The organism is Saccharomonospora amisosensis, from assembly GCF_011761185.1.
Taxonomy (GTDB): Bacteria; Actinomycetota; Actinomycetes; order Mycobacteriales; family Pseudonocardiaceae; genus Saccharomonospora_A; species Saccharomonospora_A amisosensis.
In genome coordinates this window covers 3,245,026-3,270,600 of the sequence record NZ_JAAOYM010000001.1, presented here as the reverse complement: position 1 = coordinate 3,270,600, position 25,575 = coordinate 3,245,026, and the positions used below count along the sequence as shown (strand labels likewise).

General features: G+C 69.4%; 26 protein-coding genes. 18 read left to right on the top strand and 8 right to left on the bottom strand.

Translation table 11 applies throughout. The features are described from left to right. The first annotated feature begins 28 nt into the window (after positions 1–28). The 3 genes from infB to rbfA all read left to right on the top strand — a co-directional run bounded on the left by infB (position 29) and on the right by rbfA (position 3,779). Positions 29–2,935: a translation initiation factor IF-2 gene (infB, locus tag FHU38_RS27765; protein WP_167172199.1), complete on the top strand. Its 2,907-nt coding sequence runs from the start codon at positions 29–31 to the stop codon at positions 2,933–2,935. A gap of 64 nt (positions 2,936–2,999) precedes the next feature. Further along, positions 3,000–3,296: a DUF503 domain-containing protein gene (locus tag FHU38_RS15840; protein WP_167172197.1), complete on the top strand. Its 297-nt coding sequence runs from the start codon at positions 3,000–3,002 to the stop codon at positions 3,294–3,296. A gap of 33 nt (positions 3,297–3,329) precedes the next feature. After that, complete coding sequence (gene rbfA / locus FHU38_RS15835) at positions 3,330–3,779, top strand: 30S ribosome-binding factor RbfA (RefSeq protein ID WP_167172194.1); 450 nt, start codon at positions 3,330–3,332, stop codon at positions 3,777–3,779. A 93-nt stretch (positions 3,780–3,872) separates the two neighbouring features. Here rbfA and FHU38_RS15830 read toward each other — a convergent pair whose 3' ends face one another. Beyond that, on the bottom strand, positions 3,873–4,907 hold the full coding sequence (locus tag FHU38_RS15830) for a TRM11 family SAM-dependent methyltransferase (protein WP_167172191.1): 1,035 nt from the start codon (positions 4,905–4,907) through the stop codon (positions 3,873–3,875). Positions 4,908–4,956: 49 nt separating this feature from the next. On the opposite strand from FHU38_RS15830, the gene FHU38_RS15825 reads away from it, so the two are divergent. From FHU38_RS15825 to FHU38_RS15775, 11 genes are all read left to right on the top strand, one after another. Next, the gene (locus FHU38_RS15825) at positions 4,957–6,276 is read left to right on the top strand and encodes an MATE family efflux transporter (protein ID WP_167172188.1); all 1,320 of its coding nucleotides are present in this window, start codon (positions 4,957–4,959) and stop codon (positions 6,274–6,276) included. 146 nt (positions 6,277–6,422) lie between these two features. Beyond that, a complete protein-coding gene (locus FHU38_RS15820; protein WP_167172185.1) occupies positions 6,423–7,760 on the top strand; it encodes an MFS transporter in 1,338 nt (445 codons plus the stop codon). A gap of 23 nt (positions 7,761–7,783) precedes the next feature. Then, positions 7,784–8,701 carry a tRNA pseudouridine(55) synthase TruB gene (gene truB, locus FHU38_RS15815; RefSeq protein WP_167172182.1) on the top strand — a complete coding sequence of 306 codons (918 nt, stop codon included), beginning with the start codon at positions 7,784–7,786 and terminating at the stop codon, positions 8,699–8,701. 49 nt (positions 8,702–8,750) lie between these two features. Then, the gene (locus tag FHU38_RS15810; RefSeq protein WP_167172180.1) at positions 8,751–9,704 is read left to right on the top strand and encodes a bifunctional riboflavin kinase/FAD synthetase; all 954 of its coding nucleotides are present in this window, start codon (positions 8,751–8,753) and stop codon (positions 9,702–9,704) included. Between the two features lie 129 nt (positions 9,705–9,833). Then, on the top strand, positions 9,834–10,310 hold the full coding sequence (locus tag FHU38_RS15805; RefSeq protein WP_167172177.1) for a helix-turn-helix domain-containing protein: 477 nt from the start codon (positions 9,834–9,836) through the stop codon (positions 10,308–10,310). Between the two features lie 4 nt (positions 10,311–10,314). Beyond that, positions 10,315–10,842: an RNA 2',3'-cyclic phosphodiesterase gene (thpR, locus tag FHU38_RS15800; protein WP_167172173.1), complete on the top strand. Its 528-nt coding sequence runs from the start codon at positions 10,315–10,317 to the stop codon at positions 10,840–10,842. A gap of 104 nt (positions 10,843–10,946) precedes the next feature. Further along, positions 10,947–11,216 (top strand): 30S ribosomal protein S15, encoded by a 270-nt coding sequence (rpsO, locus tag FHU38_RS15795; RefSeq protein ID WP_167172170.1) that lies wholly within the window; start codon positions 10,947–10,949, stop codon positions 11,214–11,216. A gap of 222 nt (positions 11,217–11,438) precedes the next feature. Next, positions 11,439–13,712, top strand: a complete 2,274-nt coding sequence (locus tag FHU38_RS15790) for a polyribonucleotide nucleotidyltransferase (RefSeq protein ID WP_167172167.1) — start codon at positions 11,439–11,441, stop codon at positions 13,710–13,712. 67 nt (positions 13,713–13,779) lie between these two features. After that, a complete protein-coding gene (locus FHU38_RS15785) occupies positions 13,780–15,138 on the top strand; it encodes a M16 family metallopeptidase (RefSeq protein ID WP_167172164.1) in 1,359 nt (452 codons plus the stop codon). Further along, positions 15,135–15,911, top strand: coding sequence for a 4-hydroxy-tetrahydrodipicolinate reductase (gene dapB, locus FHU38_RS15780; protein WP_167172160.1), 777 nt, complete (start codon positions 15,135–15,137; stop codon positions 15,909–15,911). Before FHU38_RS15785 ends, dapB begins: the two co-directional genes overlap by 4 nt. Positions 15,912–15,916: 5 nt before the next feature. Beyond that, positions 15,917–16,363 (top strand): hypothetical protein, encoded by a 447-nt coding sequence (locus tag FHU38_RS15775; RefSeq protein WP_167176139.1) that lies wholly within the window; start codon positions 15,917–15,919, stop codon positions 16,361–16,363. A gap of 6 nt (positions 16,364–16,369) precedes the next feature. Here the strand turns inward: FHU38_RS15775 and FHU38_RS15770 are convergent, their stop codons facing one another. After that, entirely contained in the window at positions 16,370–16,891 is a 522-nt protein-coding gene (locus tag FHU38_RS15770) for a hypothetical protein (protein WP_167176137.1), read from the bottom strand. Between the two features lie 176 nt (positions 16,892–17,067). Continuing rightward, entirely contained in the window at positions 17,068–17,625 is a 558-nt protein-coding gene (locus FHU38_RS15765; RefSeq protein WP_167172157.1) for a GNAT family N-acetyltransferase, read from the bottom strand. A 46-nt stretch (positions 17,626–17,671) separates the two neighbouring features. Here FHU38_RS15765 and FHU38_RS15760 point away from each other — a divergent pair, with 46 nt between their 5' ends. Continuing rightward, on the top strand, positions 17,672–18,895 hold the full coding sequence (locus FHU38_RS15760; RefSeq protein ID WP_208415693.1) for a winged helix-turn-helix domain-containing protein: 1,224 nt from the start codon (positions 17,672–17,674) through the stop codon (positions 18,893–18,895). Positions 18,896–18,897: 2 nt separating this feature from the next. On the opposite strand, the gene FHU38_RS15755 is transcribed toward FHU38_RS15760, so the two are convergent. The 3 genes from FHU38_RS15755 to FHU38_RS15745 are packed head-to-tail and all read right to left on the bottom strand — an operon-like array spanning position 18,898 to position 22,070. Continuing rightward, positions 18,898–19,605, bottom strand: a complete 708-nt coding sequence (locus tag FHU38_RS15755; protein WP_167172152.1) for a class I SAM-dependent methyltransferase — start codon at positions 19,603–19,605, stop codon at positions 18,898–18,900. A 30-nt stretch (positions 19,606–19,635) separates the two neighbouring features. Then, positions 19,636–21,114: a DUF2142 domain-containing protein gene (locus FHU38_RS15750; RefSeq protein WP_167172149.1), complete on the bottom strand. Its 1,479-nt coding sequence runs from the start codon at positions 21,112–21,114 to the stop codon at positions 19,636–19,638. Continuing rightward, on the bottom strand, positions 21,111–22,070 hold the full coding sequence (locus FHU38_RS15745; protein WP_167172146.1) for a glycosyltransferase: 960 nt from the start codon (positions 22,068–22,070) through the stop codon (positions 21,111–21,113). Before FHU38_RS15745 ends, FHU38_RS15750 begins: the two co-directional genes overlap by 4 nt. A gap of 288 nt (positions 22,071–22,358) precedes the next feature. Between FHU38_RS15745 and FHU38_RS15740 the strand changes: the two genes are divergently transcribed. Then, on the top strand, positions 22,359–22,811 hold the full coding sequence (locus FHU38_RS15740; RefSeq protein ID WP_313886794.1) for a GtrA family protein: 453 nt from the start codon (positions 22,359–22,361) through the stop codon (positions 22,809–22,811). 26 nt (positions 22,812–22,837) lie between these two features. Here the strand turns inward: FHU38_RS15740 and FHU38_RS15735 are convergent, their stop codons facing one another. Further along, a complete protein-coding gene (locus tag FHU38_RS15735; RefSeq protein ID WP_390623293.1) occupies positions 22,838–23,701 on the bottom strand; it encodes a DUF4097 family beta strand repeat-containing protein in 864 nt (287 codons plus the stop codon). A 2-nt stretch (positions 23,702–23,703) separates the two neighbouring features. Then, entirely contained in the window at positions 23,704–24,234 is a 531-nt protein-coding gene (locus FHU38_RS15730; RefSeq protein WP_167172140.1) for a toxin-antitoxin system HicB family antitoxin, read from the bottom strand. Between the two features lie 123 nt (positions 24,235–24,357). Here FHU38_RS15730 and thyX point away from each other — a divergent pair, with 123 nt between their 5' ends. After that, positions 24,358–25,110, top strand: coding sequence for an FAD-dependent thymidylate synthase (thyX, locus tag FHU38_RS15725; protein WP_167172137.1), 753 nt, complete (start codon positions 24,358–24,360; stop codon positions 25,108–25,110). Positions 25,111–25,145: 35 nt separating this feature from the next. Further along, entirely contained in the window at positions 25,146–25,541 is a 396-nt protein-coding gene (locus FHU38_RS15720; protein ID WP_167172135.1) for an ACT domain-containing protein, read from the top strand. Positions 25,542–25,575 lie beyond the last annotated feature (34 nt).

The following is a 25,575-nucleotide window of genomic DNA, read 5'->3' as shown; positions in this document are numbered from 1 at the left end:
CCGCCGACCTCATCAGTTGAGGAGAGCAGTGGCAGGCAAGGCCCGCGTACATGAGCTCGCAAAAGAGCTCGGTGTAACGAGCAAGGAAGTACTCGCCAAGCTGAAGGAGCAGGGCGAGTTCGTGAAATCCGCGTCGTCGACCGTGGAGGCGCCAGTCGCCCGACGGTTGCGAGACGCGTTCTCGAGCAAGGACTCCAAGCAGTCCGAGCGCAAATCCGGCGGTAGGCAGGCCGCGAAGCCGGCCGCACCGTCAGGTGGCAATGGCTCCGCCCCTTCGGCCAAGCAGGCGAGCACGCCCGCGCAGCCGCAGCAGGAGGCGAAGCCCGCGCAGCCGCAGGCGAAGGCCCCCAAGCCCGGTCCGAGGCCGGGGCCGAGGCCCGGCCCCGCACCCAAGCCTGCCGAGCAGGCGCCCGCGGCGAAGGCCGAACCGCAGCAGCCGAAGCAGGAGCAGAAGCAGGAGCCCGGTGGCTCGGTAGTTCCGCCGAAGCCGCAGGGCCCCAAGCCCGGGCCGAAGCCCGGCCCCAGGCCGCCGCGGGTCGGCAACAACCCCTTCGGCGTCGGTGCGGGCTCGCCCCCACCGCGCCCGGCACCGCCGCGTCCAGGCGGCGGCCAGCAGCAGGGTGACCGCGGCACCCGCCCCGGTGGCGACCGTCCCTCGGGCGGCCCGCGCGGTGGCGCGCCCGGCGGCAACAGGCCGAGCCCCGGCAGCATGCCACCACGCCCCAACCCGGGCATGATGCCCACCCGGCCCGCGCGTCCCGCGGGCGGTCCCGGCGGTGGCCGTGGCGGTCCCGGTGGCGGCCGAGGTGGTGCGGGCACCGGTGCGGGTCGAGGCGGCGGCGGTCCCCGCGGTGGGGGCGGCGGCTTCCGTGGCGGCCCCGGCGGTCCCGGTGGCGGCGGCGGGGGCGGCGGCTTCCGCGGTGGACCGGGCGGCGGTGCTCCTGCCGGTGGCGGTGGCGGTGGCGGCTTCCGAGGTGGCGGTGGCCGTGGCGGTCCTGGCGGCCGCGGCGGTGCCGCCGGTGCCTTCGGTCGCCCTGGCGGTCCCTCCCGGAAGGGCCGCAAGTCGAAGCGGCAGAAGCGCCAGGAGTACATGGAGAACATGCAGGCGCCTTCGGTCGGTGGCGTTCGCCTGCCCAAGGGCAGCGGCGAGACGATCCGGCTGCCGCGTGGTGCTTCGCTGACCGATTTCGCGGAGAAGATCGACGCCAACCCGGCCTCGCTGGTACAGGTGTTGTTCCATCTCGGCGAGATGGTCACCGCGACACAGTCCGTCTCCGAGGACGTGCTGGAACTGCTCGGCACGGAGATGAACTACAACGTGCAGGTGGTCAGCCCCGAGGAGGAGGACCGCGAACTGCTGGAGGCCTTCGACATCACCTACGGCGAGGACGCCGGTGACGAGGAGGACTTGCAGGTGCGGCCGCCGGTGGTGACCGTGATGGGTCACGTCGACCACGGTAAGACCCGCTTGCTGGACACTATCCGTAAGACGAAGGTGCACGAGGGTGAGGCCGGTGGCATCACCCAGCACATCGGTGCCTACCAGATCGAGACCGAGCTGGAGGGCCAGGAGCGGCTCATCACCTTCATCGACACCCCTGGCCACGAGGCGTTCACCGCCATGCGTGCCCGTGGTGCGCAGGCCACCGACATCGCGGTGATCGTGGTGGCCGCCGACGACGGTGTGATGCCGCAGACGGTGGAGGCCATCAACCACGCTCAGGCCGCCAAGGCACCGATCGTGGTCGCGGTCAACAAGATCGACAAGGAAGGCGCGAATCCGCAGAAGATCCGCCAGCAGCTCACCGAGTACGGCCTCGTGGCGGAGGAGTACGGCGGCGACACGATGTTCGTCGACATCTCCGCGCGCGAGAACATCAACATCGACGGGCTGCTCGAGGCGATCCTGCTGACCGCGGACGCGGCGCTGGACCTGCGGGCCAACCCGGACATGGAAGCGCAGGGTGTCGCTATCGAGGCGCACCTCGACCGCGGTCGCGGTCCGGTGGCGACGGTGCTGGTGCAGCGCGGAACGTTGCGCATCGGCGACTCGGTCGTCGCGGGCGATGCGTACGGCCGCGTGCGCCGGATGGTCGACGAGTACAACCACGACGTCACACAGGCGTTGCCGTCGCGGCCGGTGCAGGTTATCGGGTTCACCTCGGTGCCGAGGGCGGGCGACACGTTCCTCGTCGTGGAGGAGGACCGGGTTGCCCGGCAGATCGCCGAGCGCAGGCAGGCCCGAATCCGCAACGCCGAGAACGCGGCGAGGCGCAAGCGGGTCAGCCTTGAGGACCTGGACTCCGCGCTGAAGGAGACCAACACCCTCAACCTGATCGTCAAGGGCGACAACTCGGGTACCGTCGAGGCGCTTGAGGCGTCGCTGATGCAGATCGACGTGGGCGACGAGGTGGAACTCAACATCGTCCACCGCGGAGTCGGTGGCGTGACGGAGAGCGACATCGACCTGGCCACGGCGTCTGACGCCATCGTGCTCGGGTTCAACGTGCGGGCGCAGGGCAAGGCGACCGAGCGGGCGACCCGCGAGGGCGTCGACGTCCGGTACTACACGGTGATCTACCAGGCGATCGAGGAGATCGAGCAGGCCCTCAAGGGCATGCTGAAGCCGGAGTACGAAGAGGTTGAGCTCGGTAAGGCCGAGGTCCGCGAGGTGTTCAAGTCCTCCAAGTTCGGCACGATCGCGGGTTGCCTGGTCACCGCGGGCGAGATCCGGCGCAACGCGAAGGCGAGGCTGCTGCGTGACAACGTGGTGGTCGCGCAGAACCTGCCGGTCAGCTCGTTGCGGCGGTTCAAGGACGATGTCGTCGAGGTGCGCGAGGGCTTCGAGTGCGGTCTCACCCTCGGCAAGTACAGCGACATCAAGATCGGCGATGTGATCGAGACCTACGAGCAGCGCGAGAAGCCGCGCGCGTAGTTGTCGTCTCGGCGGCTGGGCGGGTTGACTTCCGCCCAGCCGCCTACGAGCGCAGGGGAATGCCATGTTCGTGGGTGCCCTGGAACTCGAGCTGCTGCTGGGTGACGTGCGGTCGCTGAAGCAGAAGCGTTCGGCGGTCCGGCCGGTGATCGCGGAGTTGCGCAAGCGGTTCGAGGTCGCGGTGGCCGAGGCCGGCCATCTGGACCTGTACCGCCGTTCGCTGATCGGTGTGGCGGCGGTGGCGGCGGACGGCAAGCAGGTGAGGGATGTGCTCGATGCCTGCGAGCGGTTCGTGGCGGCACGTCCGGACCTCGAGTTGTTGTCGGCGCGTCGGCGGCTTGTTGGTCCGGACGACGAGTAGTTGGCTGGTTGATACGGGATAAGGGGGTGCGTCGTGGCTGATCAGGCTCGCGCACGGAGGCTGGCCAAGCGGATCGCCCAGATCGTGGCGTCCGCCTTGGAGCACGAGGTGAAGGACCCTCGGCTGGGTAACGTCACGATCACCGACGCGAAGATCACCGGCGACCTGCGGGACGCGACCGTGTACTACACGGTGCTGGGCCAGACACTGGACGCCGCGCCGGACTTCGCGGGTGCCGCGGCGGCGCTGGAGTCGGCTCGCGGCGTGCTGCGCACAAAGGTCGGTCAGGGCACGGGGGTGCGCTACACACCGACGCTGACGTTCGTCGCGGACAACGTTCCCAGCGACGCCAGGCATATCGACGAACTGCTCGCGAAGGCACGTGAGGCCGACGCGGAGATCGCTCGACAGGCCACCGGTGCCAAACCCGCTGGCGAGGCCGACCCCTACCGGCCGCCTAGGGAAGAGGATCCCGAAAGCTAGCGAGCCCGGGTCGCCCGACCGAGCCGTCGACCGGCTACCCGTGCTCGGTGTGGAGCGCGGCTCGCCTAGGCAATGGCTAGCCGACACGCACCGTCACTTGGTCGCGACCAGCACGTCACGGACGATGGCCTGATCCACCCGATGCGCGAGTTCGGTGTACGGCCCCTCCTCGCGCGGCGTCAGGCCCGCACCGGTGAGGATCTCGGCCAGTTCGGCCCGCTTGACGACGTAGGTGTTCCACGAGACGGCCAGCGCCCCACCCTTGCGCAGCACCCTGGCCCACGTGGGCACCGCGGCCGCCAGCAGGTCACGGGGACTGCGGGACAGTGCCGAATCCTGCGTGCGGCTGCCGTGCTGCACGCCGTAGGGCGCGTCGGTGACGATCACGTCCACCGAGCCCTTCTTGACCAGCTCGTCGGTGTGCAGCGTGTCGCAGTTGAAGTAGCTGACCGTGCGTGTGTCGCCCGCCTTGTAGCGCTCCTTGCTGGCTCCGTACTCGATGTCGAGCCGCTGCCCCAACCGGACCCGGTTGCGGCGCAACAGCCCTGCCTGCGCGGAGTGCTTGATTCGCTTGGTGCGCAACCAGGTCTTGATGAAGTGTTGGTAGGCGTCGAAGTCCTTGCCGTCCAGCTCCAGCCCGGTGGCGTCGAAGCCGTACATCATCGCCTGGTTGAGCGTGGTGCCCCTGCCGCACAACGGGTCGAGCACGTGCAACCCGCGCCCCAGCAACGCGGCGGGCCGGTCGGTGGCCAGCACGGCGAGGTTGACCACGAGCTTGGTGAACAGCTCGTTGGTCTTGCCGGGGTACTTCTGGATGGTGAGCAGATCGGAGTCGAACTCCGCCACCGGCGTCATGGTCAGCGGTCGCAACAGCTCCCCGCTGACCTCGAACAGTGCGTAGGCGGAGGAGAGATTCGACAGGTACGCCACGTCGTTGTCGGTCAATGGGGCGGCGGTGCCGAAGGTGACGTAGTCGACCCCACCGATGGTCGTGGTCGCCGACTCACCGACCTTCGTGGAAAGCACGGTGTCGCCGAACACGGCCAGTTCGGCACGCAGCAGGCGACGTGAGGTGTCGGTGTAGACACGGTTGGCCGACGGCAGGATGAGGATGGCGTACTCGGGCATCGAAGCCGAGCGTAGCCGAGTCGTCGGACGCCCCGGCTACGCTCGGCGCGTGAGCGACACGGTTGAGCACGAGCGGGTTCCCGCCCGCCGGGTGCTGCGGCTGGCGATACCCGCGCTCGGTGTGCTGGCGGCCGAGCCGCTGTACGTGCTCGTCGACACGGCCGTCGTCGGTCACCTCGGCGCGTTGCCACTGGCGGGGCTCGCACTCGGCGGCACGCTGCTGTCGCTGGTTTCCACCCAGTTGACGTTCCTGTCCTACGGAACCACCGCGCGAACGGCACGGTTGCACGGCGCTGGCAGGCGCGCCGACGCGATCGGCGAGGGAGTGCAGGCCACCTGGCTGGCCTTCGCGGTCGGACTCATCGTGCTCGTCGCGGGACAGTTGCTCGCAGAACCGGTGGCGCGCGCCATGTCCGGCGACGCCGCGATCACCGAGCAGGCGGTGTCGTGGCTGCGAATCGCCCTGTTCGGCGCGCCGCTCATTCTCGTCACGATGGCGGGCAACGGCTGGATGCGTGGCGTGCAGGACGCCGTGCGGCCGTTGCGGTACGTGCTCGCGGGAAACGCTTTGTCGGCGGTGCTCAGCCCGGTGCTGGTCTATCCGGCGGGGCTGGGCCTCGAGGGCTCCGCGGTCGCCAACGTGGCGGCGCAGGCGGTGGCGGGCGGACTGTTCCTGCGGGCGCTGGCCAAGCAGCGGGCGGGCCTTGCGCCCCGGCCTCGCGTCATGTGGGCCCAGCTTCGCCTCGGCCGGGATCTGGTGCTGCGAAGTCTGGCATTTCAGGCGTGCTTCGTCTCGGCGGCAGCCGTGGCCGCCCGCACCTCCACCGAGGCGGTGGCCGCACACCAGGTGGTGCTGCAGTTGTGGACGTTCCTTTCGCTTGTGCTGGACTCGGTGGCGATCGCCGCGCAGTCGCTGGTCGGGGCGGCGCTCGGCGCCGGTTCGCGCAGGCAGGCGCGCGGGATCGCTTCCCAGATCACCCGGTACGGGCTGGCACTGGGAATCGCGCTTGCCGTGGTGTTCGCCGCGCTTTCGCAGACGTTGCCGCACGCCTTCACCTCCGACGCGGGCGTGCTCGCCGAAATCCCGAACGCCTGGTGGTTCTTCGTTGGCTTGCAGCCGGTCGCCGGGGTGGTGTTCGCGCTCGACGGCGTGCTGCTCGGAGCCGCGGACGCGAGCTTCCTGCGCAACGCGACGGTGGGCAGCGCCGTGCTCGGGTTCCTGCCGCTGGTCTGGGCGTCGCTGGTCTTCGGCTGGGGGCTCGCGGGCATCTGGACCGGGTTGGCGCTGTTCATGGTGCTGCGTCTGGCGTTCGTCGTTGCGCGGTGGCGCTCCGGCCACTGGGCCGTCGTCGGCGCCGTCCGTGCGTGACAAGCACGAAGGCGTTGCGGATGTGGGCAATGACACGGCGCCGTTCGGTATGGCCGTGAGGCGCTCTGTCGATACATCCATTGGGGGTCGGCAGCGCGGGCGTCCCCCGCAGTATGCCGTCCACATCCGTCAGTGAAGGGAGACCCTTGCCGACCCGGCCCTCGCAAGCCGCGCGAGCCAGTGCGCGGTCGTGGCTGATCTGGTTGACCGCCGCCTTCGTCTACGTTCTCGCTGTCTTTCACCGCACCTCGCTCGGCGTGGCGGGCCTCGACGCCGCCGAGCGCTTCGGTGTCGGCGCCGCCGCACTGAGCATGTTCACCGTGCTGCAGGTCGGCGTGTACGCCGCCATGCAGATCCCCACCGGGGTGCTCGTCGACCGGTTCGGGCCCCGCAACGTGCTCACGGCCGCGTTGCTGTTCCTCGGGCTTGGGCAACTCCTGCTCGCCGTCGCGCACACCTACTCGCTGGGGCTGGTCGCCCGCGGGGTGCTGGGACTGGGCGACGCGCTGACCTTCGTCTCCGTGCTGCGACTGGCGGCCAATCACTTTCCCGGCAGGCAGTACATGCTGGTGACCGCCCTGACCGGGGCGCTCGGATTCGCGGGCAATCTCGCCGCGACGCTGCCGTTGACACTGCTGCTGGCCGGACCTGGTTGGCTCCCGACGTTCCTGGGGGCGGGGCTGGTGACAGTCCTGTTCGCGAGCGTGGTCCGCTGGCGGGTGAGCGACACGCCGTCGGCGAGGACGGTGGAGTCGCGGGCCGCCTCGCTGCGAGAGGTGGGTAGGCAGGTGCGCGCGGCGATGCGGGTGCCCGGCACCAGGCTCGCGTTCTGGACGCACTTCTCGGCGCCGTTCAGCCAGAACGTGATGGTGTTGCTGTGGGGAGTGCCGTTCCTGGTCGAGGGCCAGGGGTACGCCCCGACCACCGCCAGCTCGCTGCTCATGGTCTTCGTGGTCGGCGCCATGGTGGGTGCTCCGTTGATCGGCGGCTTTGTCGGGCGAAGGCCAGAGGCGCGGATGCCGCTGGCGGTCAGCTACCTGGCCGCGACCGCGGCCACCTGGGCGGTGGTGCTGAGCTGGCCGGGCCAGGTGCCGGTGGCCGTGCTGGTCGCCGCGTTCGCCGTGCTGTCACTGGGTGGCCCGGTCTCCACGATCGGGTTCGCACTGGCCAGGGACTACAACCCGCTGCGGCGGGTCGGCACCGCGACCGGTGTTGTCAACGTCGGTGGCTTCGTCGCCACCACCGTGGTCGCGCTGCTCATCGGGGTGCTGCTGCAACTGTCCGGCGGCGACTTCCGGGTCGCGCTGCTGTCCGTGGTCGTCGTGCTGGTGTTCGGTTCCTGGCGGATGGCGGTGTGGTGGCTGCGGGCCAGGGCCGAGGTGTTCGCGGCCGCCGCACGCGGCGAATCGGTGCCGGTGCGGCTGCGCAGGCACAGCTGGGACCGCCGCCATGAGGAGCGCGAGCGGGTGCCCGCCGTGGCGTGATCGCGCACCGCTACGCTGCGGCCGTGCCACGCCCCACCCCTTCCCACCGACGAGCCTCGCGGCCCGCGCCGCCGCCCGGCCTCCTCATCGTCGACAAACCGAGCGGTATGACGTCGCACGACGTGGTGGCCAGGGCCAGGCGTGCGATGGGTACCCGCAAGGTCGGTCATGCCGGAACACTGGACCCGATGGCCACCGGGGTGCTCGTGCTGGGCATCGAGCGGGCAACCAAACTGCTCGGGCACCTTGCGCTGGATCGCAAGACCTACCTGGCGACGATCCGGCTCGGTGCGTCGACAACCACCGACGACGCCGAGGGTGAGGTGGTCGCGCGCGCCGACCCATCGGCGGTGGCCGATGCGGACATCGAGGCCGGCATCGCCGCGCTGACCGGTGACATCCAGCAGGTTCCCAGCGCGGTCAGCGCCGTGAAGGTGGAGGGCAGGCGGGCCTACGCCCGCGTGCGGGCGGGCGAGGAGGTGGAACTGCCGCCCCGCCCGGTGACCGTGTACCGGTTCGACCTGCTGGCCACCCGCAGGCAGCAGGACGCGGTCGACCTCGATGTGGTGATCGACTGTTCGTCCGGAACCTATGTCAGGGCGCTGGCCAGGGACCTGGGCGGCGCGCTCGGAGTGGGGGGTCATCTCGTCGCGCTGCGCCGCACCACGGTGGGGCCGTTCACACTCGCCGCGGCACGCACCCTCGACGACGTCGAACGGGAGCCTGCGTTGTCGCTGAGCCTCGACGAGGCGGTCGCGGCCGCCTTCCCGCGCCGCGACGTGGACGCGGGCGAGGCCGTGGCGGTGCGACACGGCAGGTGGCTTCCCACCGCCGGGATACCGGGAACCTATGGGGTGTTCGACCCGGAGGGCCATGCGCTTGCTCTCGCCGCCGACACGCGCGAGGGGGCCCGCCCGGTGGTTGTGCTCACACCTGCCTGAGGTGACCCTGTCGTCCTGACACCGCGCGGTCTGCGGCTAGGCTCCAGGTGTGCAGCGTTGGCGTGGTTTGGCGGATCTGCCGGGCGGCTGGGGCCGGTGCGTCGTCACGATCGGTATCTTCGACGGGGTGCATCGCGGGCACCAGGCTCTGATCAACGAAACGGTGGAGACCGCCCGCGATCGCGGGTTGCCCAGCGTTGTGCTGACTTTCGATCCGCATCCCTCCGAGGTACTGCGACCAGGCACCCACCCCGCCCAACTGACCACGCTGCGGCGCAAGGCTGAGCTGATCGAGCAGTTGGGCGTGGACGTGTTCGCCGTGCTGCCGTTCACGCCGGAGTTGTCCCGGCTGACGCCGGACGAGTTCGTGCACCAGATCCTCGTCGACCGGCTGCACGCCGCCACCGTGATCGTGGGGGAGAACTTCACCTTCGGCCACAAGGCCGAGGGCAACGTGGAGACGCTGCGTGCGCTCGGCAGGCGCTTCGGGTTCACCGCACACGCCTCGAAACTGCAAGGCCGCACCCTGCCCGGTGAGAAGGACAACGGTGAGATCACCTTCTCCTCCACCTACGTACGCTCCTGTATCGACGCGGGCGATGTCTCAGCCGCCGCGGAGGCACTCGGCCGCCCGCACCGGCTGGAGGGCATCGTTGTCCGCGGCGACGGACGCGGGCACGACCTGGGCTATCCCACGGCGAATCTGTCCACGCCCCGATTCGCCGCAGTGCCCGCGGACGGGATCTACAGCTGCTGGTTCTTGCGCGACGGCAGCAGACTCCCCGCCGCCGTCTCGGTCGGCACCAACCCCACGTTCTCCGGCAAGGAGCGCACGGTCGAGGCCTTCGTTCTCGACGTGGCCGAGGACTTCTACGGCCAGCAGGTCGCGCTCGACTTCGTCGCACGGTTGCGTGGGCAGGTCCGCTTCGACACCCCTGACGCATTGGTGGAGCAGATCGCCGAAGACGTGACGCGGACCAGGCAGGCGCTCGGCCTCGGCTGAGCGGTACGGGTGCGATTGCGAACGCCTGGGTAGTTTCGGCCCGCGCGTCGACTTCGGGCTGGCAAGATGCAGACACCGGGCCGGTGCCCAGCGCGCCGCCGTCGCCACCGAGGGGAACAGGGCTCTGCCGTGGAGGACCACAAGATCGTTCAGCGGAACATAGCGCTACAACGGGAGTGGTACGGGGAACCACTCGGCGACCGGGTGCGGCGCCTGGTGGTGGCCTTCGACGTGTCGCAGGCATACCTTGCAGAGGTGCTGGGTATCAGCGCACCGATGTTGAGTCAGGTGATGAGCGGGCGGCGAGCCAAGATCGGAAACCCGGTGGTGCTGGCGCGGCTCATCATGCTCGAACGCAAGGTGCTCACTCCGGAGGTCGCCGCGGGCAGCAAGCAGGCGATCCGCGCCGCGCTGGAGGACGTCAGGACGGCGCGGCCGACCGTGAGCAGCGACAACATTCCCGTCGGTACCGCCGACGACCACACCGTGCTCGCGGCGCTGCGCGAGATCGCGGAGGAGGAAAACCTGGTGCAGGCCGCCGAACGGCTCGACGCGGAGTTCCCCGCGATCGCCGACCTGCTGCGCAGGGCGGGCAAGGGCGCCTGAGGTCGTGCCCGAGGTGACCGCGCGGCTGTTCAGCGCGTTGCTGCTGCCCGACGAGGTGGTCACGTCGCTGCGGCGGGAGTTGGACAACCGCGGCGGTCCGCGCGCCGAGCAGGGTCTGCGCTGGATGCCGGTGGAGGAATGGCACATCACGCTGGGCTTCTACGGCCTCGACGACCCGAGGGCGCGGGCGGAATGGCTGCGGCACAGGCTGGCGGGCAGCCCGCCGCCGACCCTTCGCATCGACGGTAGTGGCACCTTCCGTGGGGTATTCTGGACCCGGGTACACGGCATCGGTCTCGCCGAACTGGCCACGGCGGTCAAACCGGAAGAAGATGATCGGGAGTTCCGGGCACACCTGACGCTCGCGAGGGGCCAACGACAGCCTGCGCTGGAGCGGTGGCGAAGGTGGTTCGCCGGCTACCGGAGCCCGGAGTGGACCGCGACCGAAGTCGTACTGATGCGCAGTGACCTCAATGAGCGAGGGTTGGGCTACTCGGTGGTGGAGCGGTTCCCGCTGGGTTCACGCGGCTGAGTCCGAAGGCCTGCTGATACCCTCGGATGTCAGAGTCCGGCTGCGGTCCGTGGCGGCCGAGACCATATGTCACAACACGGCACACAACACAAGGAGAAGAGCGAGTGGCGCTGTCCACCGAGGAGAAGAAGTCGATCCTGTCCGAGTACGGACTCCACGACTCCGACACCGGGTCGCCCGAGGCTCAGGTGGCTCTGCTGACCAAGCGGATCATCGGCCTCACCGAGCACCTCAAGGTGCACAAGCATGACCACCACTCCCGTCGCGGTCTGTTGCTGCTGGTCGGCCGACGTCGCCGACTGCTCAACTACGTGATGCAGGTGGACGTCGAGCGGTACCGTTCGCTGATTCAGCGACTCGGCCTCCGCCGATGACAGGCTCCGAGGGGGAGTGACCCGCACGGGTCACTCCCCCTCGGCACAAGAAAGCACACACAGGGCCGGCGCAACCAGCGCGCGAGGACGCCCAAGCCGGTCCTCGGTAGTGGCTCCCGGGATGGTGCCCGAGAGCTTCGATCGATGACCGGCCTCGTACCTCGAGCGTGCCCCCGAGGGCGGGGGATGCGCGGCCCGAGAAGTACGAGGAGAAACTGTTCTATGACTGACTCAAGCGGCAACACCGTGCACGAATCGGAAGCCGTGCTCGACAACGGCAGGTTCGGAAAGCGCACGGTCCGCTTCGAGACGGGCAGGCTGGCGAAGCAGGCGGCGGGTGCCGTCGTGGCCTACCTGGACGACGAAACCATGCTGCTGTCCGCGACCACCGCCTCGAAGCAGCCCAAGGAGCACTTCGACTTCTTCCCGCTGACGGTGGACGTCGAGGAACGCATGTACGCCGCGGGCCGCATCCCCGGTGCGTTCTTCCGCAGGGAGGGCAGGCCCTCCACCGACGCGATCCTCACGTGCAGGCTGATCGACCGGCCACTGCGGCCCTCGTTCGCCGACGGGCTGCGCAACGAGATCCAGATCGTCATCACGGTGCAGAGCCTGCACCCGGAGGACCCCTACGACGTGCTGGCGATCAACGCCGCGTCGGCTTCCACCCAGATCGGCGGACTGCCGTTCTCCGGCCCGATCGGCGGCGTCAGGATGGCGCTCATCGAGGACACCTGGGTGGCGTTCCCGACCTGGTCGCAGCTGGAGCGGGCCACCTTCGACATGGTGGTGGCGGGCCGCATCGTCGGTGACAAGCCGGAGGACGTCGCGATCATGATGGTCGAGGCCGAGGGCACCGAGAACACCCTCGACCTCATCGCGGGCGGTGCCACCGCCCCCACCGAGAAGACCGTCGCGGAGGGACTGGACGCGGCCAAGCCGTTCATCCGCCTGCTGTGTGAGGCACAGCAGCGGCTGGCCAGCGCCGCGGCCAAGCCGGTGGGCGACTTCCCGGTGTTCCCGGCGTACGAGGACGACGCCTACGACGCCGTCGCGAAGATCGCCACGGACGATCTGGCCGCCGCGCTGGCGATCGCGGGCAAGCAGGAGCGCGAGAACGCCACCGACGAGGTCAAGGCCACCGTGCTGGAGCGCGTCGGCCTCGGCGACGGTGAGGCGTTCGAAGGCAGGGACAAGGAGGTCGGCGCCGCGTTCCGGGCACTGACGAAGAAGCTCATCCGGCAGCGCATTCTCAAGGAGAAGGTGCGTATCGACGGTAGGGGTCTCACCGACATCCGGCAGTTGGCCGCCGAGGTCGCGGTGGTGCCGAGGGCACACGGCTCGGCCCTGTTCGAGCGCGGGGAGACCCAGATCCTGGGCGTGACCACACTGAACATGCTGCGCATGGAGCAGCAGTTGGACACGCTGTCGCCGGAGACGACGAAGCGCTACCTGCACCACTACAACTTCCCGCCGTTCTCCACGGGTGAGACCGGCCGGGTCGGCACGCCGAAGCGGCGCGAGATCGGCCACGGGATGCTAGCGGAGCGGGCGCTGGTGCCGGTGCTGCCCAAGCGCGACGAGTTCCCCTACGCCATCCGGCAGGTCTCCGAGGCGCTCGGCTCCAACGGTTCCACGTCGATGGGCTCGGTGTGTGCCTCCACGATGAGCCTGTTCAACGCAGGGGTGCCACTGAAGGCGCCGGTGGCGGGCATCGCGATGGGCCTGGTGTCCGACGTGATCGACACGGCGGAGGGGCGCAAGAACGAGTACGTGGCGCTGACCGACATCCTCGGCGCGGAGGACGCCTTCGGTGACATGGACTTCAAGGTCGCGGGCACCAAGGACTTCATCACCGCGCTGCAACTGGACACCAAGCTCGACGGTATCCCGTCGGACGTGTTGGCCGGTGCGCTGAACCAGGCGCGGGACGCCAGGCTGACGATCCTGGACGTGATGGCGGAGGCCATCGCCGGGCCGGACGAGATGAGCCCGTACGCTCCGCGCGTCACCAGCGTGAAGATCCCGGTCGACAAGATCGGCGAGGTCATCGGCCCGAAGGGCAAGATGATCAACGCGATCACCGAGGAGACCGGCGCCGACATCTCCATCGAGGACGACGGCACGATCTACGTGGGGGCCGCGGACGGCCCTTCCGCGGAAGCCGCCATCGACAAGATCAACGCGATCGCGAACCCGCAGTTGCCCAAGGTCGGCGAGCGCTTCCTCGGCACGGTCGTCAAGACCGCTGCCTTCGGTGCGTTCGTCTCGCTGCTGCCGGGCAAGGACGGCCTGGTGCACATTTCCAAGCTGGGCAACGGCAAGCGGATCGGCAAGGTCGAGGACGTGGTGAACGTCGGCGACAAGCTGCGGGTGGAGATTGCCGACATCGACAGCCGCGGCAAGATCAGCCTGATCGTCGTCAAGGACGAGGACGAGACCGCCGGGCAGCAGGACCAGGCAGAGGCCTCCGAGCAGAGCGCCGACGCCGAGTAACGCGAACCCACCATTCGCGGCAGCGGTCCATCGGGCCGCTGCCGCGCTCGCAATCGGTCAAGGAGTCATGGCGCGAAAGCTTTCCGGGCACGAGCAGCCCGTCGGCAGCACCCGCACGCTCGATTCCGGCTCGGACGGTTCGATCGTGAAGCGAACCGTGCTGCCGGGGGGACTGCGGGTGGTGACCGAGCAGGTCCCTGGCGTGCGTTCGGCCACTGTGGGCCTGTGGGTCGGCATCGGGTCGCGCGACGAACAGCCCAACGTGGTAGGCGCCGCGCACTACCTGGAACACCTGTTGTTCAAGGGCACATCCGGTCGCGACGCCACCCAGATCGCCGAAGAAATCGACGCGGTGGGCGGTGAACTTAACGCCTTCACGGCGAAGGAACACACCTGCTACTACGCGCAAGTGCTCGACGAGGACCTGCGGCTGGCCATGGATCTCGTCACCGATGTCGTGTTCAGGGCCCGCTGCGCGGACTCCGACGTGGACACCGAACGCAGTGTGGTGCTCGAGGAAATCGCGATGCGCGACGACGACCCCGAGGACCTGTTGCACGACACGTTCGTTGAGACGATCCTCGCCCGGCACCCGTTGGGCCGCTCGGTCCTGGGGACGGAGTCGTCCGTCACCGGGATGTCACCGGTCGCGCTGCGCGGCTTCTACAAGCGGCGATACCAGTTGCCCAGGATGGTGCTGGCCGTCGCGGGCAACGTCGAGCACGGGGCGGTGCTTCGGCTGGCCCGCAGGGCACTGCGCGACCGGTTGGCCGGTTCGGACGCGCCACGCCCGCCGCGTTCGGGCAGGGCCCGGCTGCCGCGCGCCCGTGGACTCGCGCTGCGCACCGACGACACCGAGCAGGCACACCTCATGCTGGGAGTGCGCACACCCGGCAGACACGACCAACGCCGATTCGCGCTGACCGTGCTCAACGCCGCGCTTGGCGGTGGCATGAGCTCACGGCTGTTCCAGGAGATCAGGGAACGCAGGGGGCTTGCCTACCAGGTCTACTCGTCGGTCTCCAGCTACGCCGACGCAGGTCACCTCGCCGTCTACGCGGGCTGCCAGCCGGACCGGCTCGGCGAGGTGACCTCGGTGGTGCGCGAGGTGCTCGGCGCGGTCGCTCGTGACGGCCTCACCGACGCCGAGGTGGCGCGGGCGAAAGGACAACTGCGCGGCGGGTTGGTGCTCGGGCTGGAGGACACCGCGTCGCGGATGTCGCGCCTTGGTAAGAACGAGCTGAACTACGGCGAGTACCTCAGCGTGGGCGAGACCGTCGCCCGCATCGACGCGGTGACTCCCGGAGAAGTCGCCACGCTCGCGGGCAACCTGCTGCGGGGCGGTGGCCCCACCGCCGCCGCGGTGGTCGGACCGTACGCTCACGCTGACGACCTACCCGAGGATCTGCACGAGGTGATCGCATGACCGAGAAGTCCCGCCGCGGCGAGCACGACCCGATCCGCGTCGGTGTGTTCGGTGCCCGCGGCCGGGTCGGTACGCAGGTCGTGGCCGGTGTCGAGGCGGCGCCGGACATGAAGCTCGTGGCGACCGTGGACGTGGGTGACAGCGCGTCCGACCTCACCGAGGCGGGCGCGGAGGTCGTCGTCGACTTCACCCATCCGGACGCGGTGCTGGACAACCTTCGTTTCGCCATCGACAACGGTATCCACGCGGTCGTGGGCACCACCGGGTTCACGCAGCAGCGGCTGGACACCGTCGCGGGTTGGCTGGGGGACAAGCCGGGGCTGGGTGTGTTGATCGCCCCGAACTTCGCGCTCGGCGCCGTGCTCGCGATGCGCTTCGCGCGGCAGGCCGCGCGCTTCTACGACTCGGCCGAGGTCGTGGAACTCCACCACAACCGCAAGGCCGACGCACCGTCCGGCACGGCGGCACACACGGCGCGGGTGATCGCACAGGCCCGCGCGGAAGCGGGGTTGGCACCCGGTTCGGACGCCACCACCTCGGAGCTGGACGGGGCGCGCGGCGCCGACGTCGAGGGAGTCCGGGTTCACTCCGTGCGGCTACCCGGCCTCGTCGCGCACGAGGAGATCCTGTTCGGTGGCCAGGGAGAACTGCTCACGATCCGGCACGACTCGCTCGACCGTGCCTCGTTCGTGCCCGGTGTGCTGCTCGGCGTGCGCGCGATGCTGAACCGGCCCGGCCTCACCGTGGGGCTGGAACACGTGCTGGACCTGTGACCGGGGTGAGGGCGCGCAATCTGGCCGTGGTGCTCACCGTCGCGGTGGCGGTGTACCTGGTGCTGCTCGCCGGCCGCGGCGTGGAACTCATCCGCGCGGGTGGCCTCGTTCCCACACTGCTCGGTGTCGGGGTGCTGTTGCTGCCGTTGCTCGGGGTGTGGCTGCTGGTGAGCACCTGGCGCTCCGGCGCGAGAATCCAGCGGCTGTCGCGCAAGCTGGAGGCCGAGGGGGGTTTGCCGGACGTCTCCGACCTGCCGCGCAGACCGTCCGGGCGCGTGGACACCTCCGCCGCGGACGAGTGGTTCGAGCAGCGAAGGGCCGAGTTGGAGGCCGAACCCGCCAACTGGCGGCACTGGTACCGGCTGGCCTACGCCTACGACATCGCGGGCGACCGGCGTCGTGCGCGCGCGACCATGCGCAAGGCTGTCGAACTGGAGGCCGCCGAGCGCTGAAGCGACTCACAGCCGCAGCATGCCCGCGAACACAGCGGGTGCCGCGGCGAGCACGCTGAACCGCACGAAGCGGCCAACCAGCCCGGCCGCGACGAACATCGACATCCGCATGCGCACAAGACCCGCGAGAACGGTGGTTGCCATGAACGGTGGCAGCCCCAGCACCGAGCTGACTCCGTAGGTGCAGGCCATCCAGTGCGGGTGGCGGTGGCAGCGCTCTCGCAGCGCCTCCAGCCATACCCGCACGCGCTTGGTGCGCCGCCTCCACCGCTCCCGCCGCTGTGAGGCCGCGCGGGGCCGGTGCAGCCGGTCGTGCAGCACGGACGGCAGCCGGATGGAGCCGCGGGCCGCGAGGTAGTACAGCAGTTTGCCCGCGACCTGCCCCACGGCGACGACCGCGCCGATGACCAGCCACGGGATCCGCTCCTCGCTGGTGGCGAGGCCGATGACGAAGACCTCGATGCTGAGTACGGGAACGATCGCCGAGCCGAACGCGACACCGAGCGTGACGCACAGCCATGCGAGCACCGAAGCCTCCGAGTCATGCCAGACCACTGCCACCGTAACGCGGATCGCCGGTGTGGCGGCGAGGAATTCGCTTCCCGGCGAAGGTTCTCGCGCCACCGCCGCCCGCTTCGGCAGGCCCGCAACCTAGCGCAACATGCCCGCTTGGTTCGGGCCGCCCCCCGCTCGTACGGGGCGGCTCAGCACAGTCGCAGGTCCAACGGGCCGGTCAGGCGCAACTCCCGCACGGTGCGTTCGCCGGTGTCGAGGGTGCGCACGGTGCCGTCGGGGTTCCAGCCCGCACCACGGAAGAAGCTCAGCGACGCCGAGTCCGACTGGGCCACCCAGGTGATGCCGCGTTCGGCGCCGTGCTCGCGCAGCGCGGAGGCCGCCGTGGCGAGCAGCCTGCCGCCGTGCCCCCGCCTGCCCCAGCGTGGCTCCACAAGCAGGGTGGCGATGAAACCGGTGCGGTCGGCGTCCGGCGGCACAGTTCCGTCGGCTGAGGTGATCTCCTCCTCGGGGGCGGGCCCCGCGACGCAGAAGCCGACCGTAAAGGAGCCCTCGGAGGCGATGTAGACGTTGGTGTTGGGGTGTTCCACCGCGCCGGACCAGCGCTTCGCGAGATCGCCCGCGTCGAGCCCGTCGACCACCTGTTGCCCCAGTATCTCGGCGTAGGCCACGCGCCAGATCTGTAGCTGGATTCTGGCGATCTCGGTGACGTCTGCTGGGCCTGCCGTGCGAACGTCGGCGGTGCTCATGCGACCAGCCTAGTCCGGTGCCAATTCGTCGGTGGGCGCTGGCAGCATGGTGCGGGTGAGAACCGTGAGCTTGGCGGCAGCACGCCGGACGGCGCTGGCAGCGCAGGGATTCGCAGACCCGCGACCGCGCGGCGAGCCAACAAGGCAGCATCTGCGGCGAGTGTTGTCCCGGATCAGGTTGATCCAGCTCGACTCGGTGAACGTCGCCGTGCGCGCCCACTACGCACCGCTGTTCGCGCGGCTCGGTGCCTACGACCCCGCGTTGCTCGACGACGCCGCGTGGTCGCACAGTTCCCGCAAGCCACGACTGCTGGTGGAGCAATGGGCGCACGAGGCGAGCCTGGTGCCGGTGTCGGACTGGCCGTTGTTGCGTTCCGATGCCAAGCGGCCCGGCTGGTGGCGGTCGTACGGCAGGTTGGTGGAGAGCTCCCCGACGCTGGTCGAAGACGTGCTCGCCGTGGTGAAGGAACTGGGGCCGGTTGGCGCGGGCACCATCGAGAGGGAGGTGGTGGGCGAGTCGAAACGCGCGCCCGGCTCCTGGTGGAACCGCTCGGAGGTGAAGAAGATCTGCGAGTGGCTGTTCGGCACCGGCGAACTCACCACGGGGGCGCGGCGGGGTTTCGAGCGGCTCTACGACCTCACCGAGCGAGTCCTGCCGCCGGAGGTGCTGAGCCGTACGGTCGATGAGCGTGAGGGCGCGCGGGAGCTGATCGAGCGAGCTGCGGGCGCACTGGGTGTGGCCACCGAACCGGACCTGCGCGACTACTACCGGCTGCGGCCGAGCTCAAGCAGGCAGGCCGTCGCCGAGTTGGTCGAGGCGGGCAGGCTGGAGCCGGTCATGGTGGACGGTTGGCACCAGCAGGCGTACCGGCACGTGGAGGCGCGCACGCCGAGAGCGGTCACCGGGCGCGCGCTGCTGTGCCCGTTCGACCCGCTGATCTGGGAGCGCGCCCGCACCGAGCGGCTGTTCGGCTTTCACTACCGCATCGAGATCTACGTGCCGCAGCCGCAGCGCAAATACGGCTACTACGTCTTCCCGTTCCTGCTCGACGGTGAGCTGGTGGGGCGCGTGGACCTGAAGGCCGACCGGGCCTCGAGCGTGCTACGGGTTCGCGGTGCTTTCGCCGAGCCCTGCGCCGACCGTGCTCGCGTGGCGGTGGAGCTGATGGCGGAGCTGGCACACATGGCGGACTGGCTTGGGCTCGACGGCGTGGAGGTGGAGCAACGCGGAGACCTCGCCGGGGAGTTGCGCCGCGCCGGCGCGGGCTGAGTTCACCGCTTGCGCGCGACGGCGAACACCGACTGGCCGAACGGCACGGTCACCTTCGACTCGATCCAGCGCTGCGCGGGCACGTACAGCCGGTCGTAGGCCGTCAGCAGTGGCCCCTGTTTCGGTCGGCCCCGCAGCAGCCTGCACGTGACGTACCAGGCGAGCAGCCCGGGGCCGTTGATGTAGTGGCAGCGTTCGACCTTCAGACCCGCTCGCCGTAACACCGAGGCCAGCCCCGCGGTGCGGTATCGGCGTTGGTGACCGATGGCCCGGTCGAACTCGCTCATGGCGAACTGGAACGCGGGCACGATGAGCACGACGGCACCACCGGGACGAAGCAGACCCGCGAACGACCGCAGCGCGCCGACATGGTCGGGTATGTGCTCCAAGACGTTGTAGGCCACCACGGTGGAGTAGTCGCCGGTCTCGGCGATCGGCACGCTCAGTTCGCGAACCCCAACCCGGTGATCGTCGGCGAAGCGCTCGCGCAGCGCCGCGAGCCGAGTGGGATCGGCCTCGCTGGCGGTGATGTTGACGCCCATGTCGGCCCAGTCCGCGGCGTAGTGGCCGAGGCCGGAACCGATCTCCAGCACGTCATCACCGAAGTACGGCAGGCCCAGTGAGCACAGCCAGTCGCGGTAGTTGCGCGCCGATTCCAGGTCCTCCAGCGCGTCCGACATCAGTGCGCTGTCACCGGCGATGTCTGTCATCTGTCGCTTCCTCCGGTCATCGGTGTAGGGCTATCCGTGCCAGGTCACGTACTCGTACTTGGCGGCACTGCTGGCGAGCGCGATCAGGACAAGAATCACGATGGCGGCCTTCGAACCCTGCACGTGGCGCGGGCTCGCCAGGCGAAGCCTCAGCGGCACCAGTTGCAGCGCCACGGCCGCACCCAGGATCACCAGCGGGATGAAGTAGCGTCCCTGCACCCCTTCGATCAGGTGGAATCCCACGGGTGTGAACTGCAGGTAAAGCAGCGCGAAGACGGCCGCTACGTTGAGTGCGGCGATAACCGCCGTGGCCGTCAGTTGGACGCGCGAGGCGTACATCCAGCCCGCGATGCCGAACGCGAGCACCGCGGCCAGGATCCAGCTGAGCTGGGCCAGTGCGGGGGCGGGTACCCAGGTATGTCCGAAGACGCCGAAGAACTGGCCGAAGTAGATGTTCTCCTGGTACACGAATGTCCTGATGAGAACGCGTCCCAGTTCAAGCGGGTGGCTCAGCGCGTAGTCGAGTTGGCTGCCCGCGTCGACCACGTCGCCGGGGCGCAGTTGTACGGCCTGCCCAGGCCCGACCTTCGCGGTGAGCGCGGTCCACGCGCCGAACATGCCCATCCCGACGAGGGTGGCGACGTACTTCGTCCCCCGCCACAGTGCCAGCCTGGCACCCGGGACGAGCAGCAACAGCAATGACAGCAGCACGTAGCTTGGCTTGGTGACGGGAAGTAGCACGGCGGAGCCGACCAGCAGGGCCGACTCCCAACCGGGCAGTGGCTGCCGGAGGAAGGTGGCCTTCACGAACAGAGCGCCGAACAGGATCGCCGTCGCGTTGGTCACCGCGTCCGCGGTGATCGTCGCAGCTTCGTAGACCGCCATCGGCAGCAGCGCCACCACGAAAACCAGCCACTTGAGCCGGTGACCCCGCAGCGCGTACATGCCCAGCCAGACAAGTCCGGTGTAGGCCACCACGTCGGCGAGCCGCATCAGGGTGATCGCCGTTCCCACCGAGGCATCGCTCAGTTCCGCGATTCGCAGCCCGAGCAGGCTCGGCCCGTAGGCGACGGGCGAGTAGGCCGAGGTGTTGGCCACCAGCGCGGTTCGCAACGGTGTTTCAAGCGGTCGCTGCTCCAGCCGGTGGAAGGCATCCCGGTCGGTGACCGAGGGATCGGGAGCCTCGCCGGGGTTGATGAAGTTGTGCACCGCGAGCTCGCGCAGGTCGTATGCCGAGGAAGGGACGCCTCCGACTCCGTAGATGTCACGGACGGGGTCGTGCTGGGGCAGGATCTGACCGTGGTCGATGGCATATGCCCGGCCGAAGTGCTCGAACTCGTCGAACCCCCAAAACGACGGCGTGATCGCGGCGAAGAACCCGCCGAACGTCAGGCTCAACAGCACGAAGAGCAGTCCGCAGTGGTCGATCCCGCGAAGCCGGGAACGCGGTTGTTCCTCTTTCGCCGCCTCGTGGTCGCGGCCGGTCTCGTGGGTGATGTCGGCGTTCACGGGTTGTTCCCGGCTGCCGAACGCCAGGTGGGCGAATGAGCATGGCAGGGCAGCGCGAGATACGAAAGGCGGGTGGATTCCCGCCTGGTACGGCGTAGCCCGTCGAGAATGAAGCCGGTCGTCAGCAGCAGCAACGCGAGGATCATCAGCGAGGAGGCCAGGATCGCCGTCGGCAGCCTGGGAACGGTGCCGGTCGCGGCGAACTCGGCCACCACAGGCAGGCCCAGAGCCAAGCTGGCGGCCACCAGGGCGAACGCGATCAGACCGTGGTACAGCAACGGGCGTTCGTGGCGAGTGAGCCCCAGGATGAGCCACAGGATGCGCCAGCCGTCGTGGTAGGTGCGCAGCTTGCTCTGGCTTCCGTCGGCGCGGTCGGTGAACCCGACATCGGCCTCCGCCTGCGGCACCCGGAGGTTCAGCGCGTGCACGGTCAGTTCGGTTTCGATCTCGAAGCCGCGCGACAGCGCGGGGAACGACTTCACGAAGCGCCGGGAGAACACCCGGTAGCCGCTGAGCATGTCGCTCACCCGGGTCCGGAAGATCATTCCGACGAGCGCGTTGAAGACTCGATTCCCGATCGTGTGTCCCGGCCGGTACGCCGTCTCGCTCAACTGCCTGCGCACGCCGGTGACGTGGTCGTAGGGTCCTTGCCTGAGCAGGTCGATCAACTCGCCCGCGCGGCCCGCGTCGTAGGTGTCGTCACCGTCGATGAGTACGTAGATGTCGGCTTCGATATCGGCGAAGGCGCGGCGCACCACGTTGCCCTTGCCCCGTGCTCGTTCGGTGCGCACGATCGCGCCCGCCTGCTTGGCGACCTCGGCGGTGTCGTCGGTGCTGTTGTTGTCGTAGACGTACACCGTGATGCCGGGTACCGCGTCCTGTAGTCCCCGCACCACAGCCGAGACCGACATGGCCTCGTTGTGGCAGGGAACGATCGCGGCCACCTGCGTGCCCACGCGTCCTCGCGTCACTTCCTCGGCCGGACCGTCCCCATCGGATCGCGCGGATAGCACTCTTCCCGCCCTTGCCCTGCTGACATTTCGCAAACCGAGAAGCAGGCTAGGTCAGGGTTGGTGATGCGCCCCGCCGAAACGGGGGGCTCGGTCCAACCCCACCGTTTCGGGCGACACTCGTTCCGGTATTCGGCGGGTGCGGTGCCACGATGGCCCTCGGCGGCGGCAACTCCGTCGACCGAGCGGGGCGAGGGACATCGGCATGGGAGTCCGTTACGTGGGTGGGCAACGGTGAGTCCGGGCAGTCGGACGCTGCTGCGCAGGCTGGCTCGCTACGGGATGGTGGGCGCCGTCAACACCGCCGTGTACTACGGGCTCTACCAGGTTCTTCGGCCGGGCATGCCCTATCTGCTCGCGCACGTACTGGCCATCGCGGTGACGATCGTCGTGTCCTACTTCCTGAACTGCCGGTTCACCTTCCGGACCCGGCCGAGCCTGAGGACGTTCCTGCTGTTCCCGCTGTCGCAGCTGACCAACTTCGCGGTGAGCACCGTGGTGCTGTACCTGTTCGTCGACTGGTTCCAGGTCACCCACCGCATCGCCCCCCTCGTCGCCTCGCTTTCGGCGGTGCCTGCGAGTTTCGCCGTCGCCCAACTGGTCCTGGCGGGCAGGCGTGTGCCCGCCCACTCGGCCACGGTGCCCGTGGGCCGCACCACGGCACGCGGCACCGGCCACCGCGGCTGAGCAGCCCAAACCGCCGCGGCCGGAGGTCAGCCCGCCCTGGTGAGCGAGGCGTCGCCGGAGCCGCTCCTCGCGCGCACTCGCAGCGCCGCCTGCTTGCCCGGCTCGGTGTCGGCGACGTCCAGTTCACTTGAGACGTACCCGCCGCCGGAGGACAGCTCCACCTCGGCAACCACCTCGGAACGGATGCCGACCCTGATGTCGCCGGAACCGGTGATGACCTCCACCGAGCCCGATCCGGCGTCGGTGACGGTCAGGTCCCCGCTGCTGGTTCGGACCATCACCGCGCCGTCGGCCTGGCCGATCCACACATCACCGGTTCCGGTGGCCAGCGTGGCCGAGGCCCGCAACGCTTCCACGTTGACCTCACCACTGCCGGTGCGCACGCTGGTCGCGCCCTCGGCGCGTTGCAGTGACACGTCCCCGGTTGCGGTGCTGACGTCGACCCGCCCCGCCGTGCCGGTCACCGTCACCGGCGCCAGCCTGGTGCGCACGTCGAGTTGCGAGCCGGTGGGCGCGTGTACCTTCACCGCGACGGCCGTGGCCTTCGGCACCGGCACCTTCGGTGCACGCACGAGCAGCCGGTTGCCCAGCTTCTCTATGCGGGTCTGCTCCGCGGCGCTGCCCGAGTCCGCCGTGTTTCCCGCGAACTGGGCGCCGAACTGGCCGCCGAGGAACTCGCCGACCCACCCGATGAGGTTCGCCGCGCCTTCGGCCCACGGCGGCTGTGCCGCCGGGTCGTCGCGGACCTCGACCACCGTGTCGCCGTCTCCGAAGTGGACCTGCACCCGGCCCACCGTGACATCGATGTCGACCTCGATCGGCCCCTCGGCATCGAAGGTACGCGTGCGCACCACATCGCCCCTCGGTTGCTCCGCTGCCGTGTCGTCCATGCTCATCCCTCCACCCAGCCGCGTAGTTGACCGCCCCGACCGGGCTGGGACCGGGGCCGGTCCGACCCGCCGTGGTCGTGACGGTGTTGCGTCCCGCGCAGCGCCGCATGCACCGCCTGGGACACGAAGGTGTTCAGTGAGACGCCCTGCGCCGCGGCCGCCTGCTCCGCCTGCGACTTGAGCTGCTCGAACAGCCGAAGCGTCATGCGGCTGATGTCCCCGGAGTCGGCCGATGGCGGCGGGGGCGGAGTAGGTGGTGGTGGCGAGGGCGGTTCGTCCGGCCGCTGCCGGCCGGTCCCCGTGACGACCACGCGCACGTCCCTGCCGTCGAGCCGTACCTCGACGACGTGCTCGGGCAACTGGGCGGTGACCTCGGCTGCGAGATCGGACAGCGCGTTCAGCAGCATCAGCCGTGCCGAAGGCTCCAGCGCCGCCGAAAGCACAGCGGCCGCGCGCCGCAGTTGCTCGTCGCCAGCGGATGCCGTGGTGCTCAGGTCCTCCCGCAGAGCCGAGAGGTACGGAGTCAGGTCCATGCCACCAATGTGACATCAAGTGTGACATCACGCAAGGCGACTGTGGTGTCTGGGTGATGTCGCCCGGGGCTGTCGGAGTCGGGAGATACGCTGCCGGTGTCAGCAAGGCGGAGGGAGTCGAACGTGGCCGAGACGGTGTCGCCCAAGGTGCGGTTGATCGCGAAGACGGAGTTCTTCCCGCCGGAGGACGTGCCGTGGTCCACCGACGCCGACGGTGGCCAGGCGCTCGCCGAGTTCGCGGGCAGGGCCTGCTACCAGTCGTGGAAGAAGCCCAACCCCAAGACAGCGACCAACGCGGGCTACCTCGACCACATCATCGAGGTCGGTCACCTTTCGGTGCTGGAGCACGGTTCGGCGACCTTCTACATCACCGGCATCTCCCGCTCGCTCACCCACGAGCTGATCCGGCACCGGCACTTCTCCTACTCGCAGTTGTCGCAGCGGTACGTGCCCGAACGCGACGCCGCCTTCGTGGAGCCCGAGGTGATCGCCAACGATCCCGAGTTGCACGAGAAGTTCCTCGCCGCCGCACAGGCCAGCGTCGATGCCTACACGGAACTGCTCGCCGGGTTGGAGCAGAAGTTCGCCGACGCGCCGAGCGCCACCCTGCGCCGCAAGCAGGCCCGGCAGGCTGCCCGCTCGGTGCTGCCCAACGCCACCGAGACCCGCATCGTGGTCACCGGGAACTACCGGGCCTGGCGGCACTTCATCGCGATGCGCGCCACCGAACACGCCGACGTGGAGATCCGCGGCCTTGCCGTGGAATGCCTGCGGCAACTGCAGAAGGTCGCGGAGAACGTGTTCGCCGACTTCACGATCTCCACACTGCCCGACGGCACCGAGGTGGCCTCCAGTCCCAGGGTCATCGAGGGCTGACGGACAACAGGCCGCGACGAAAGCGAAGGGGAACGATGCGGCGACTCGCCATCGACGTCCGCCCGGAGGAGTACGCGGTCGCCCGCCTCGACGCGAGCGCGGTCGTGCCCGAGCCGTTGCTGGAGCCCGCCGATGGCGCGCTGGTGTCGGTCACTCGGACAGACGCCGAGTTGTCCGTTGTCTGCCCGGCGGCACTCGTGCCCGCCAAGGCCCGCTCGGAACGGGGCTGGCGGGCGCTGACCGTGCGCGGCCCACTGGCCTTCACCCTCACCGGGATCATCGCGGCACTGTCCAGCGAGCTGGCCGCGGCCGGCGTCGCGCTGTTCAGCCTCTCCACGTTCGACACCGATCATGTCCTGGTCAAGCACACCGATCTGGACCGTGCGGTTACCGCGTTGCGGCTGGCAGGCCACGAAGTCCACGGGGTTTGATCCCACTCGCCGTGTCGTCGCTAACATCTGGGCG